This is a genomic window from Streptomyces sp. NPDC002104 (assembly GCF_053593795.1).
On the sequence record NZ_JBSFDF010000035.1, the window covers coordinates 1 to 12,514 of the forward strand.

Here is a 12,514-nt window from a genome sequence, read left to right on the forward strand (position 1 = left end):
GAGCGTGATTTGTGGCGCTTGGGGAAGCCACAACTGTCGAAAGTAGGGGGCAGGGCGCCTAAATCATGCAGTCCAGGCCGACACCCCACCCCGCCCCCGGCACCGGCCCCCACCCGCAGCCAACCCGCGCCCAGCACAGCGCAGCACAGCGCAGCACAGCGCAGCGCCCCGCCCGCTCAGCCCTCCGCCGGAGCCCGCCCCGTCAGGGCCGCGAGGCTGGAGCGGACGTGGTTCATGTGGGCCCGCATCTCGTCCTGCGACTCCCCGTGTTCCCGGAGGATCCGCTCCGTCTCCCGCCCGACCCGCTCCTCCCGCACCCGCGCCTCCGCGATCAGCTCCGCCGCCCTCGCCTCCGCGTCCTCCTGCCCGTGCCGGGCCGTCTCCTGCGCCTGCGCGAACCCCCGCTTCGCCTCCGCCAGCCGGGACTCCGCGTACCGCTCCAGCTCCGCGTGCCGGGACTCCAGTTCCGCCTCCCGCGCCGCCAGCTCCCGCTCCGCCGCGTCCCAGCGCTCCGCGTGTTCCTGCTCGCGCTCCGCGAGCAGCGCCTCCGCCCGGCGGGCCGTGTCCGCCAGCACGCCCTGCGCCTCCGCCCGCCACGCCGCCGCGTCGTCCCGCGCTTCCGTCCGCGCGTCGTCCGCCTCGCGCCCCGCCCGCAGCAGCAGCTGCCGGGCCCGGACCTCGGTCTGCTCGCGCACCGCCTCCGCGTCACCGCGCGCCAGCTCCGTCACCCGGTCCGCGTGCGCCTCGGCCGCGCCCGCCGTCGCCAGGGCGTCCGCCCGCGCGTCGGCCCGTAGCGTCTCGGACTCCTCCTCGGCCAGCAGCAGGATCCGGCGGGCCCGCTCGCCGAGTTCGTCGTACGTCTGCGGGGCCAGTCCGGCGACCGCCACGCGCAGCCGCTCCGCCTCCGCCTCCATGTCCCTGGCCAGCACGGTCAGGCGGGCCACCCGCTCCCAGGCCTCGTCCCGGCTGCCCGACAGCCGGGCGAGGTACCGGTCCACCTCTTCCGCCCGGTAGCCACGGCCACGCACGGTCGTAAAGGGTGCACTCATCCTGGAAGCGCCTCTCTCGCGGGGGTTCCTGCCAAGGATGCGTCATTTGCTCCCGGAAGCCCGAATGGCCGGGCCGAGACCCCGTTCGAGGGTCACGACCCGGCCATCCGGATCAGCGGAGGACGGGCGGAGATCAGCGGACGATCACCGCGAACCGATCACCGCGAACCGGTCACAGCAGCCCGTCCCACATCTGCTCCAGCAGCACGGACCACCAGTTCTCCGGCGACGCGAGCGCCGCACTGTCCAGCCCCGCCAGATTCGCCTGGAAATCGACGGTCCAGCGCCCGGCCTGCTCCGGCGTCAGATGCTGGCGCAGCCGCCACATGTGACCCAGCATCGCCAGGGAGCGTACGAACTGCGGCAGCGAGGAGTTGACGAACTGCGGGGGCACCGGAGCGCCCCCGGGACCGGCCTCCACCGGGACCGCCACTATGTGCGCCGTCCCGTACTGCACGCACAGCGCCTTGCCGAAGTCGCTGCCCACCACCAGGTACGAGCCCGCGTCCGAGGCCGGCTGCACCTGCCGCTGCGCGGCCAGTTCGGCCAGCGTCGGCAGCGGGGCACCCGGTACGGCCTGGGCCCAGAAGAACGGCCCGAAGTCCACCGGCAGACCGGACCACATCAGCGTCTGCGCCACGATCTCCGGCACGCCCTGCCGGGACACCGCGCGCTGCTCGAAGCGGAACACTCCCTGCGGCCCGAACGCCCCCGCCAGTTCCTGCGCGATCGCGTCCAGCGGGATCGCCGGCTGCAGGGGCACCTGCGGCAGCGGTGCGCGCACCGGCGCGGGGCGCGCCGGGCCGTCCGCCACCTGGTGCAGTTCGCCCTGGTGGGTCAGGAGGTGCCGGATGCCCTGCTGGCGGCCCGCGTGGTCCGTCCCGTACGGGGCCACGTTCGTGATCCGGACCTGCGGCCAGGTCTCCCGGATCATGCGCGCGCAGTAGCCGCCGGGCAGCTCGCACGAGGCCAGCTCCGTGTGCAGCTCCAGCACCTGCTGCGGGGGCACGTTCATGGCCCGCAGCTCGTACAGGATCTGCCATTCCGGGTGCGGGGTGCCGGGCGCGGAGCGGCGGATGAGCTGCTGCTCGGAGCCGTCGGGCGCGCGGTAGCGCAGCACGGCCTGGTAGCCGGGTCCGACCGTGGGCACCCCGGAGTGGGGGGCCTGCGGAGCGGGAGCCTGCGGCGCGGGTGCGGGTGCCTGCGGCGCGGGGCCGGGCGGACCGGGCGGACCCGGCGGCCTGCCCGTCACGGACGGACCCGCCAGCATCGTCGCGGCATGGTCCATCCCACCACCGGGCACGCCGGGCGCACCGGGCGCCCCCGGCGGACCGGGCGGCCGGGGTACGCCGGGACCGGCCAGCATCGTCGCGGCATGGTCCATCCCGCCGCCGGGCACGCCGGGCGGACCGGGGGGTGCGGGCGGCTGCCCGGAGCCCGGGGCCCCGGGGGGACCGGGCGGGCCGGGAGGCCGCGGACCACCCGGACCGGCCAGCATCGTGGCGGCGTACGCGTCACCGCGCCCGCCGGACGACCCGGACGAGCCCGCCGACCCGGGAGCCCCCGGAGGACCGGGGGGCGCGGGCGGCTGCCCGGTCACCGCCGGGCCCGCCAGCATGGTGGCGGCGTACGCGGGCGACTCGGCGCCCCCGCCCGGCGCACCGGGCGCACCGGGCGGACCCGGCGGGGTCACGGGCCCGGGGGCCCCGGGCCGGTTGACCCGGGCCTTGCTCGTCGGCGCGTCGGCGATGTCCCCACCGGAGCCGGAAGCGGAGCCGGAGCCGGAAGCGGAGCCGGAGCCCGAGGCCCCGGCCCCGGGCCCTGACCCTGACCCGGACTCCGGGTCCAGCGCCGGCACGACGGCGGTCTTCGGCAGCTCACTGCCCCTGGGCATCAGCGTCGTGCGCGCCTCCGGGCCGGGCCCGGAGGACGCCGGGGCGTCGTCCAGGTCCGTTCCGGACAGCGGCGGGGCGAACACCGTCGCCGGCAGCGGTACGGACACGGAGTCCGCGCCGGGGTTCACGTCGGTCCCGGCCCAGGGCGTGGCCCCGGTCGGGATCTCGGCGGGCACCCCGTCGTTGGCGGTCGGCTCGTAGGGGACCTCTCCCCCGCGCCGCAAGGGCACCGGCTCCGGCACCGGCTCCGCGGAGGACCCCACCGGGACAGCCGGGACAGCCGGGGCCACCGGGGCCGCAGGAGCGGCCGGAGTCACCGGGGCGGCCGGAGCCGCCGGGATCCCCGCCCGGTCCGCCGCCTCCTGGAGCCACTCCGGCGGACTCAGCATGAACGAGGTCTGCTCCGAGTCGATGCGCGGCACCGGCACCGAAGCCTCGGCCTGCGCGGCCGACGCCCCGTACTCCTCCTCGTAGCGGCGGATCACCTCACCCACCGGCAGGCCGGGCCAGAGGGTCACCTCCCCGCTGTCCCGCGCGATGACCAGCCGCTGCCGGCCGCCCCCCGACACCGGACCCGCGGGGCGGTCCTCCGCCCACACCACGAAACCGAGTCCGAACTCCCGTACGCGCAACTCGCGGTGCTGGTACGCGGGGACGTCCCCGTTGATCCACTCCTCGGCGCGCTCCTGCGCCTGCGCAAACGTCACCATCGCGCCGTCACCCTTCCACCGGTGCCGCTGCCGGACCGGCGCCCGGAACCGAACGACCCGCCGAACCCGCACCGGACCCCGAGCCCGAACCCGTGCCCGTCACGGGAACCGAGCGCGCGAATCCGCCGTCCACCATCAGACCGGCCACCGTTTCCAGTTCCGGCGGATTGCCCGCCAGCCGTTCCAGGAAGGCGTCGAAATCCGTACCGCACGGCAGCAGCAGCCGCTCCACGCGTTCCTGGACCGACCAGCCGTCCTGGTCGCGCGCATCGTCGTACGGGGAGAACCAGACCGAGCCGATCCCCTCCCCGCGCACCTTCACCGCGAGCAGCCCGCCCTGGACGAAGGCCACGCACAGGTAGTCCTTCGTGAGGTGGTCCCGCAGGCACTTGTTGACGTAGACGAGGTCGTTGACCGCCGCCTCCTCGCGGACCGTGAAGAACGGCTGGTCCACCAGCAGTCCCAGCTCCACTTCGAGCCCCGTGCCCACCGGCGCACAGCCGCCCGCGGCCTTCAGGAAGGAGCGGTAGGCCTCCGGGAGCCGGTAGCCGAGGTCCTCCTCGACGCCCTGGACCTGCTGCTCGGTCACCGAGACCACCGTCTTGGGCAGCCCCAGGTGCACCGGGCGCACCTCCTGCAACGGCCGCGTCCCGCGCTTGCCGTGGTCGACCGCGGCCGTCGCCAGACCGGCGTGGTGCCTCAGCAGCGACTTCACCTCGACCGGTACCAGTTCCATGCGGCGCGTGCCGGACACGTGGTGCCAGGTCCAGCCGTGCGGGGTCGACACCGGGCCGACCGTGTCCCACAGTTCGTGGCCGGTCGCCCGCATGGCCGCGTTCGCGGACACGCAGTCCGTCAGGCGCAGCTCGTCCACGCCGAAGCCCTCCGGGGGCTCGGCGATCTCGACGGCCGCGCGCGCGTACAGCGCGAAGTCGGGATGTCCGTTCGCGTCGATGCGGACTCCGTGGGGATGGCGCGCGGCCCGGACGGGGTCCGGGAAATGCACGACCTGCCCCGAATAAGCGGCGTTGGGTGGCGCGGCCTCATGCCCGAGCCGACCTGTCGTCATGGCGGTAGCCCCCTGCTGGATCTGGCTGGTTCACCACAGCCTATGTGCTCCGGCAAGGGCCTCACCCGCGCGTGCGGGGGGACCCCGCGCGACGGCCGGGAAGATCCGAATTGATACGAATATTCGACCCCGCTTCCACATGTCAGGGGACATTTGACAGGCTGTCCCCACAGCACGGGGGCGTGCGCGACAGCGGTCAGCACCGCGGCCACGGGAGGGAAAGCGCAACCATGCAGAACACGGCGACACGAACAGAGGCGGCCGACGCCCACTCAGGCGGCGCGGGAGCCCGCGGATCCGCGGACCCCGACGGTCCGGCGGGCCCCACCTCCACGGGAACCGGCGGCCCGGCGGCCGTCCCGCCGCAGCCCGGTGCGACAGGCCATGCCGGTACGGCAGGCTCGGCAGGTACGGCAGGCGCGGCCGGTGCGGCCGACCAGGGCCCCGGCGATCCCCGCCTGCGCTGGGGCGGCGGCGGAGACGGCCGGCCCGCCGTGCCCACGCTGCGCTTCCGGCGCGACGGGATCCTGCCCACCGTGGCCGCCGCCCTGTCCGTACGCGGTGAAACCCTCACCGGCACCGCCGGCAAGGCCGACCTGCCGCCCGTACTGCACGCCCTCGTACAGGATTTCCTCGACACCCTGACGAGCGGCCAGCGCGAACGTTTCACCGGCCGCTGTCCGGAGGCGATCCTGCTCTCCCGGCACCTGGCCACCGTCGAGGGCGCCCGCAGCAAGCGCGCCTCGCGCAAGCCGCTCACCCCGAGCGAGGCCCGCCGCTCGCTCAAGCACTCCAAGATCACCGCCCGCCGCATCCGCGAGGACGGCGACCCGCTCCACGGCAGCTACGCACCTCCCTGCCGCTCCTGCGAGGCCCTCCTCGCCCACTTCGGCGTACGCCCCGTCGACCTCTCCCACCCCGAGTAGCCGCCATGACCACCGCTTCCGCTTCGTACGCCCGCTCCTCGGCCACCCGCTTCCCGGTGGCCGTGGACTCCGCCCTGCGCACCGCGGGCTGGGAGCCGGGCCGCTGGGACATCAAGCAGGCCGAGTACTGGGCCGACGCCCTGCGCGACCACACCACCCCCGCCGGGCACCGGCACACCGTCTTCCCGGCCGCGGTCGAGGCCTGGGCGGAGTTCGGGAACCTCACCGTCACCGCCCCGGGGCCCGGCCGCCAGATCGCGCCCACCGCGATACGCCTGGACCCCCTCACGGGACTCCACCTCGCCCGCACCTTCGCGGACCTGGGCCGCGCCCTGTCCACGCAGCTGTGCCCGCTGGGCGTCGAGGCCGACGGAACGTCCCACCTCGCCCTGGACCGCGAGGGCCGCGTCTACTGCGTGGACCACACCGGCGACTGGTACCTCGGCGCGACCCTCGACGAGGCCCTCACCCTCCTCCTCACCGGCCTCCAGCCGACCCGCCTGACGACGGCCCAGGGGGAGGGCCCGGCCTAGGCCAGGGCCTCCTACGCCTCCAGCCCGGGGAGCCGCTCCCCTGCTCCGGGGTAGCGGCCCTCCTCCAGCCGGAAGAGGTAAGCCCGCAGATCGGCGGCGAGCCCGCCCGCCAGGTAGGCGCGGAACTCCCGCGCCCCCGCGGCGGCGTCCCGGTCGGCGGGATGGACGCTGTCCCCGTACTCGGCGAGCGTGAGCTCCAGGTGCTCCTCGACCCGGCCCCGCGCGGCCCACCAGCGGCGCACCGTCTCCGGGGTCCACCAGCGGTCCCCGTCGTACGCGTACTCCTGGAAGGGCTCCTCGTCGGCCGCGTCCACCACCTCGCGCACCTCGCCCGGACTGCGCGGCTGGCGGAAGACGTATTCGAGGCTGCCCTCGCAGCTCGCCGCGTACATCACGTTCCCCGGCGCGTTCAGCCGCCCGGTCCAGCACGTGTCCGTCTCACCCGTGTAGAAGGGCCCGGGCACGTTCAGCCAGAGCCGCTTCTCCCACCGCCCCTGGAACAGCTTCCGGTCCTCCTCCGTCAGCTCCGCCACCGGATCCCAGCCCACCGTCATCCCGCTCTCCCCCTCTCCGCCGCGCCTCACAGCCGCGGCAGCCGCTCCCCACCCTCCGGGCACCGGCCTTCCTCCAGCCGGAAAGATACGCCCGCGGACCGGCCGCGTTCCGTCAGAGCCGCTCGCCCGGCAGGACCGCCGAGACCTTGAAGCCGCCCTCGTCCGTCGGGCCGGACACGAAGACCCCGCCCAGGGCCAGCACCCGCTCGCGCATCCCGACCAGGCCGTTCCCGCCGCTCGGCAGTCCCGGTTCGGCCGCCTTGCCGTCGCAGGGGCCGTTCTCCACCTGCATGGCCACCTCGCCCTCCCGGTGCGCCAGGCGTACGACGACCCGGGCGCCCGCGGCGTGCTTGTGGCAGTTGGTCAGCGCCTCCTGCACCACCCGGTAGGCGGTCTGCTCCACCTCCGCCGCGTAGGCCGCGCACGCGCCCCGCACGTCCAGCTCCACGGTCATCCCGGCCGCCCGCGACTGGCCGACGAGCGCCTCCAGCGCGCCCAGCGTCGGCCCGTCGTCGAAGCTCCCGGCCAGCGCCACCGGGGCGGCGGCCCGGGCCGCCGGGGCCGCCGGTTTCGGGGCCTGGGCCCGCAGCACTCCGAGCATCTCGCGCAGCTCGGTCAGCGCCTGGCGCCCCATGTCCCCGACCAGCGCGGCGTTCTGCGCCGCCTTCACCGGGTCCTTGGCGGCGATCGCCTGGAGCGCCGCCGCGTGCACCACCATGAGCGACACCCGGTGCGCCACGACGTCGTGCATCTCGCGCGCGATCCGGGTCCGCTCCTCCGTACGGGCCCACTCGGCCCGCTCCTCGGCCCGGTCCGCGAGCAGCGACAGCTCCCGCTCCAGCGAGTCCGCCCGCTCCTGCAGGCTCTCCATCAGCCGTCTGCGGGCCGCCGTGTACAGACCGAGCAGCACCGGCGGCACGGTCAGCGCCACCGCCACGAACACGGACAGGGTGAGGGCGAGGGTGAGGGTGAGCCCGGGGTCGTCGCGGGTCCGCACGAACATCGCCACGAAGGTCGCGGCCAGCGACATCGACGCCAGGGTCGCGGTGATCCGCCGGGGCACCTCGGAGGCCGCCAGCGTGTACAGCCCGACCACCCCGAGCAGGAACCCCATCGCCGCCGGCGCCACCGCGATGCCGACCAGCACCACGACGATCGGCCAGCGCCGCCGCAGGACCAGCACGGGCCCGATCAGCAGTCCGAACACCACCCCGGCGATGACCGGGATCCCCGCCTCGTGGGCGAAGGGAACGCCCAGCACCGCGCACTCGACGGTGGACACCGCGCCGAGCCCCACGTCCAGCACGGCCGACCTGCGCCGCTCCCACCACAAGGGCCCGTCCCGCCCGGCCCCCGCCTCTCCCTGCTCTTCCCCCGTACTGGTCATACGGTCCAGCCTACGCAGCGGCCACGGCCGGGAGGCGACCGGAAATCCCGCTGAAGGGCACGGATTTGTACCGTCGCATTCAGGGCGCCCGGTGCGGCATAGTAGGTCCCGTCGGCACGACCACCAGGGCGCAATGCCCGGTTTAGCCGAATAATCCCCTGTGGTGTAATTGGCAGCACTGAGGCTTTTGGTGCCTTATGTTCGGGTTCGAGTCCTGACAGGGGAGCTTCACGGTCCGGGTCCTGACGTGCACAGTCGGGACCCACCCTCGTTTAGGGCCTCAAACCCACCGGTATCCTTCACGGGTCCACCACCCGAAGCCGAAGGGCACACCCGTGAGCGCCAACCGCCCGGCAGCCGTCGTCGTACTCGCAGCGGGTGAAGGCACCCGCATGAAGTCGGCCACACCCAAGGTTCTGCACGAGATCAGCGGGCGCTCGCTCGTCGGTCACGTCGTCGCCGCCTCCCGCGAGCTGGACCCCACCCACCTCGTCGTCGTCGTCGGGCACGCCCGCGAGCAGGTCACCGCGCACCTCGCCGCGATCGACGCCGACGTCCGCACCGCGGTCCAGTACGAGCAGAACGGCACCGGACACGCCGTCCGCATGGCCCTCGAAGAGCTCGGCACCGACCGGCCCGCCGGCACCGTGGTCGTCGTCTGCGGCGACACCCCGCTGCTGACCGGCGAGACCCTGGCCGCGCTGACGGCCACGCACGAGGCCGACGGCAACGCCGTCACCGTGCTCACCGCCGAGGTCCCCGACTCCACCGGCTACGGCCGGATCATCCGCGGCGCCGACGGGGCGGTCACCGCCATCGTCGAGCACAAGGACGCCACCGACGCCCAGCGCGCCATCGCCGAGATCAACTCCGGGGTCTTCGCCTTCGACGGCGCCCTCCTCGCGGACGCCCTCGGCAAGGTCCGTACCGACAACAGCCAGGGCGAGGAGTACCTCACCGACGTGCTCGGCATCCTGCGCGAGGCCGGCCACCGCGTCGGCGCGGCCGTGGGCGCGGACCACCGGCAGATCCTCGGGATCAACAACCGGGTCCAGCTCGCCGAGGCCCGCGCGCTGCTGAACGCCCGCCTGCTGGAGCGCGCCATGCTCGCCGGCGTGACGATCGTCGACCCGGCGAGCACCCTCGTCGACGTGACGGTGACTTTCGGCCAGGACGCGATCGTGCACCCGGGCACCCAGCTGCTCGGCGCCACGCACATCGCCGAGCTGGCGGAGGTCGGCCCCAACACCCGCCTGAAGGACACCCACGTGGGCGCCGGCGCCCGGGTGGACAACACCGTGGCGGACACCGCCGTCGTCGGCCCCTCGGCGAGCGTCGGCCCCTTCGCGTACCTGCGTCCGGGCACGAACCTGGGCGCGAAGGCCAAGGCAGGCACGTACGTGGAGATGAAGAACGCCACGATCGGCGAGGGCACCAAGGTCCCGCACCTGTCCTACGTCGGCGACGCGACGATCGGCGAGTACACGAACATCGGCGCGGCCAGCGTGTTCGTCAACTACGACGGCGAACACAAGCACCACACGACCGTCGGCTCACACTGCAAGACGGGTTCGGACAACATGTTTGTGGCTCCCGTCACCATCGGGGACGGCGCCTACACCGCCGCCGGCTCGGTGATCACGAAGGACGTGCCCGCCGGCGCCCTGGCCGTGGCCCGTGGCCAGCAGCGGAATATCGAGGGCTGGGTGGCCCGCAAGCGCCCGGGCAGCGCCGCCGCGACGGCGGCCCAGTCGGCGGTCGGCGAGGACTCCGGCGAACGCTGAGGTGAACTGACCGGAAACGGCTACGCCCGAGAGCGCGTACCGTGATACGTGAACGCAATTCGGCTGGCTCACCGTGTGCGGGACGGACGCACATGGGGGCGAGCAGCTTTCCCACGTCTGAGGAGACAGTGCTGTGACCGGGATCAAGACGACCGGCGAGAAGAAGCTGATGCTCTTCTCCGGCCGCGCCCACCCCGAGCTGGCCGAGGAGGTCGCGCACCAGCTCGGTGTCGGCCTCGTGCCGACCAAGGCTTTCGACTTCGCGAACGGCGAGATCTACGTCCGCTTCCAGGAGTCGGCGCGTGGCGCGGACTGCTTCCTGATCCAGAGCCACACGGCTCCGATCAACAAGTGGATCATGGAGCAGCTGATCATGATCGACGCGCTCAAGCGCGCGTCGGCACGCTCCATCACCGTGATCGTCCCGTCCTACGGCTACGCCCGCCAGGACAAGAAGCACAAGGGCCGCGAGCCGATCTCGGCCCGCCTGGTCGCGGACCTGCTGAAGACCGCGGGTGCGGACCGCATCCTCACGGTCGATCTGCACACCGACCAGATCCAGGGCTTCTTCGACGGCCCGGTCGACCACCTCTCGGCCCTGTCGGTCCTCGCGGACTACGTCGGCGCCAAGGTCGACCGCTCCAAGCTGACGATCGTCTCCCCGGACGCCGGCCGCGTACGCGTCGCCGACCGCTGGTGCGACCGCCTGGACGCCCCGCTGGCGATCGTGCACAAGCGCCGCGACAAGGACGTCGCCAACCAGGTGACCGTCCACGAGGTCGTCGGTGAGGTCAAGGGCCGCGTCTGCGTCCTGGTCGACGACATGATCGACACGGGTGGCACCATCTGCGCCGCCGCCGACGCGCTCTTCGCGCACGGCGCGGAGGACGTCATCGTGACGGCCACGCACGGCATCCTGTCGGGCCCGGCCGCCGACCGCCTGAAGAACTCCAAGGTCAGCGAGTTCGTGTTCACGAACACCCTGCCGGACCCGTCCGACCTGGAGCTCGACAAGATCACGGTGCTCTCCATCGCCCCGATGATCGCCCGCGCCGTGCGCGAGGTCTTCGAGGACGGCTCGGTCACCAGCCTGTTCGAAGAGCAGCAGTAGCAACTGCCGCAGCGGTCGCGGCAGAGATCGTTTTGGGTACGGCCTCCCTCCCCGGGTACACTCCTCGAGTTGCTCGGCGAGGGAGGCCGTATCCGTTTTCACGGGTATCGGCGCTCCGTTATCGACGCGCTCTTCGTAGCAGGCCGTGTTCCGGCCGGGTGACTGTCGTCCAATTCCGTCACCCCACGAGGAGTGAGCATGTCCGAGATCAAGCTTTCCGCGAAGGTCCGCGAGAACTTCGGCAAGGGTTCCGCCCGTCAGGCCCGTCGTGACGCCCTGACCCCCGCGGTCATCTACGGCCACGGCACCGACCCGAAGCACGTCAACGTGGACGCCCACGCGCTCCAGCTGGCGCTGCGCACCCCGAACGTCCTGATCTCCCTGGACATCGCGGGCGCCGGCACCGAGCTGGTCATCCCGAAGGCCGTGCAGAAGCACCCCCTGAAGCGCTCGATCTCCCACGTCGACTTCCTGATCGTCAAGAAGGGCGAGAAGGTCACCGTCGACGTCGCGATCGTCACCGAGGGCGAGCTGGCCCCGGGCGGCAACATGCTGGAGACCCTCCAGAACACCATCTCCGTCGAGGCCGAGGCCACGCACATCCCGACCGAGGTCACCGTGTCCATCGCGGGCCTGGAGGCCGGTGCCACCATCACCGCCTCCGACCTGGTCCTGCCGTCCGGCACCACGCTGGCCGTCGACGGCGACATCGCCGTCCTGCAGGTCATCGGCGCGCAGGCCGAGGAGCCGGCCGCCGAGGGCACCACCGAGGCCTGAGCCCCACCGCTCACCCTCAGCACTTGCTGAACGACCGCCGTCCGGCTCCACTGGAGCGGGACGGCGGTCGTCTTCGTATAAGGAGCTTTTGATGTCGGACGACGCGGCGCCCTGGCTGATCGTGGGTCTCGGAAATCCGGGTGCGGAGTACGCGGGCAACCGCCACAACATCGGTTTCATGGTCGCCGACCTGCTGGCGGAGCGGATGCGCGGCAAGTTCAAGGCGCACAAGGCCCGCGCCCAGGTGGTCGAGGGCCGGATGGGCCCGCCGGGACCGCTGAACCGGCGCGTGGTGCTGGCCAAGCCCATGTCGTTCATGAACCTGTCCGGCGGCCCGGTGACGGCGCTGCGGGACTTCTACAAGGTGCCGCTGGACCGGATCGTCGCGGTCCACGACGAGCTCGACATCGACTACCCGACGCTGCGGCTGAAGCTGGGCGGCGGGGACAACGGCCACAACGGCCTCAAGTCGATGACGAAGTCGATGGGACCGGACTACCACCGGGTGCGCTGCGGCATCGGCCGGCCGCCCGGCCGGATGCAGGTCGCCGACTTCGTCCTGAAGGACTTCTCCTCCACGGAGCGCAAGGAGCTCGACTGGTTCGTCGACCGTTCGGCCGACGCCGTGGAATGCCTCGTCCAGGAGGGCCTGGAGCGCGCGCAGTCCACGTACAACTCCTAGCGTCGTACGGCGGAGCCCCCGCCACCGGACCGGTCCG

General features: G+C 73.1%; 11 protein-coding genes and 1 tRNA gene. 7 read left to right on the forward strand and 5 right to left on the reverse strand.

Annotation, left to right across the window (positions count from 1 at the left end; all coding sequences use genetic code 11):
* Positions 1–176: 176 nt before the first annotated feature.
* The 3 genes from ACWCP2_RS25935 to ACWCP2_RS25945 form a co-directional block, all read right to left on the reverse strand.
* The gene (locus ACWCP2_RS25935) at positions 177–1,049 is read right to left on the reverse strand and encodes a DivIVA domain-containing protein (RefSeq protein ID WP_450910986.1); all 873 of its coding nucleotides are present in this window, start codon (positions 1,047–1,049) and stop codon (positions 177–179) included.
* A 172-nt stretch (positions 1,050–1,221) separates the two neighbouring features.
* The gene (locus tag ACWCP2_RS25940; protein ID WP_450910987.1) at positions 1,222–3,654 is read right to left on the reverse strand and encodes an SUKH-4 family immunity protein; all 2,433 of its coding nucleotides are present in this window, start codon (positions 3,652–3,654) and stop codon (positions 1,222–1,224) included.
* A 7-nt stretch (positions 3,655–3,661) separates the two neighbouring features.
* Positions 3,662–4,723, reverse strand: a complete 1,062-nt coding sequence (locus tag ACWCP2_RS25945) for an SMI1/KNR4 family protein (RefSeq protein WP_450910988.1) — start codon at positions 4,721–4,723, stop codon at positions 3,662–3,664.
* A gap of 458 nt (positions 4,724–5,181) precedes the next feature.
* Here ACWCP2_RS25945 and ACWCP2_RS25950 point away from each other — a divergent pair, with 458 nt between their 5' ends.
* Together ACWCP2_RS25950 and ACWCP2_RS25955 are read left to right on the forward strand one after the other, a co-directional pair.
* Positions 5,182–5,649, forward strand: a complete 468-nt coding sequence (locus tag ACWCP2_RS25950) for a YwqJ-related putative deaminase (protein WP_450911048.1) — start codon at positions 5,182–5,184, stop codon at positions 5,647–5,649.
* 5 nt (positions 5,650–5,654) lie between these two features.
* Positions 5,655–6,182, forward strand: coding sequence for an SUKH-3 domain-containing protein (locus tag ACWCP2_RS25955; RefSeq protein ID WP_450910989.1), 528 nt, complete (start codon positions 5,655–5,657; stop codon positions 6,180–6,182).
* A gap of 11 nt (positions 6,183–6,193) precedes the next feature.
* Here ACWCP2_RS25955 and ACWCP2_RS25960 read toward each other — a convergent pair whose 3' ends face one another.
* Positions 6,194–6,736, reverse strand: coding sequence for a hypothetical protein (locus ACWCP2_RS25960; RefSeq protein ID WP_450910990.1), 543 nt, complete (start codon positions 6,734–6,736; stop codon positions 6,194–6,196).
* A 112-nt stretch (positions 6,737–6,848) separates the two neighbouring features.
* The gene (locus ACWCP2_RS25965) at positions 6,849–8,123 is read right to left on the reverse strand and encodes a sensor histidine kinase (protein WP_450910991.1); all 1,275 of its coding nucleotides are present in this window, start codon (positions 8,121–8,123) and stop codon (positions 6,849–6,851) included.
* Between the two features lie 154 nt (positions 8,124–8,277).
* Here ACWCP2_RS25965 and ACWCP2_RS25970 point away from each other — a divergent pair.
* From ACWCP2_RS25970 to pth, 5 genes are all read left to right on the forward strand, one after another.
* Positions 8,278–8,349: transfer RNA gene (locus ACWCP2_RS25970), tRNA-Gln, on the forward strand.
* Between the two features lie 109 nt (positions 8,350–8,458).
* On the forward strand, positions 8,459–9,907 hold the full coding sequence (glmU, locus tag ACWCP2_RS25975) for a bifunctional UDP-N-acetylglucosamine diphosphorylase/glucosamine-1-phosphate N-acetyltransferase GlmU (RefSeq protein WP_450910992.1): 1,449 nt from the start codon (positions 8,459–8,461) through the stop codon (positions 9,905–9,907).
* Between the two features lie 133 nt (positions 9,908–10,040).
* The gene (locus ACWCP2_RS25980; protein ID WP_112451977.1) at positions 10,041–11,018 is read left to right on the forward strand and encodes a ribose-phosphate diphosphokinase; all 978 of its coding nucleotides are present in this window, start codon (positions 10,041–10,043) and stop codon (positions 11,016–11,018) included.
* A 198-nt stretch (positions 11,019–11,216) separates the two neighbouring features.
* On the forward strand, positions 11,217–11,795 hold the full coding sequence (locus ACWCP2_RS25985; protein ID WP_450910993.1) for a 50S ribosomal protein L25/general stress protein Ctc: 579 nt from the start codon (positions 11,217–11,219) through the stop codon (positions 11,793–11,795).
* A 91-nt stretch (positions 11,796–11,886) separates the two neighbouring features.
* Positions 11,887–12,477, forward strand: a complete 591-nt coding sequence (gene pth / locus ACWCP2_RS25990; protein ID WP_399378586.1) for an aminoacyl-tRNA hydrolase — start codon at positions 11,887–11,889, stop codon at positions 12,475–12,477.
* Positions 12,478–12,514 lie beyond the last annotated feature (37 nt).

Excerpts from the sequence above, each read along its gene's own strand:
- ACWCP2_RS25935 (WP_450910986.1), bottom strand. The coding sequence starts at position 1,049 with ATGAGTGCACCCTTTACGACCGTGCGTGGCCGTGGCTACCGGGCGGAA.
- ACWCP2_RS25940 (WP_450910987.1), bottom strand. The coding sequence starts at position 3,654 with ATGGTGACGTTTGCGCAGGCGCAGGAGCGCGCCGAGGAGTGGATCAAC.
- ACWCP2_RS25945 (WP_450910988.1), bottom strand. The coding sequence starts at position 4,723 with ATGACGACAGGTCGGCTCGGGCATGAGGCCGCGCCACCCAACGCCGCT.
- ACWCP2_RS25955 (WP_450910989.1), top strand. The coding sequence starts at position 5,655 with ATGACCACCGCTTCCGCTTCGTACGCCCGCTCCTCGGCCACCCGCTTC.
- ACWCP2_RS25960 (WP_450910990.1), bottom strand. The coding sequence starts at position 6,736 with ATGACGGTGGGCTGGGATCCGGTGGCGGAGCTGACGGAGGAGGACCGG.
- ACWCP2_RS25965 (WP_450910991.1), bottom strand. The coding sequence starts at position 8,123 with ATGACCAGTACGGGGGAAGAGCAGGGAGAGGCGGGGGCCGGGCGGGAC.
- ACWCP2_RS25985 (WP_450910993.1), top strand. The coding sequence starts at position 11,217 with ATGTCCGAGATCAAGCTTTCCGCGAAGGTCCGCGAGAACTTCGGCAAG.
- pth (WP_399378586.1), top strand. The coding sequence starts at position 11,887 with ATGTCGGACGACGCGGCGCCCTGGCTGATCGTGGGTCTCGGAAATCCG.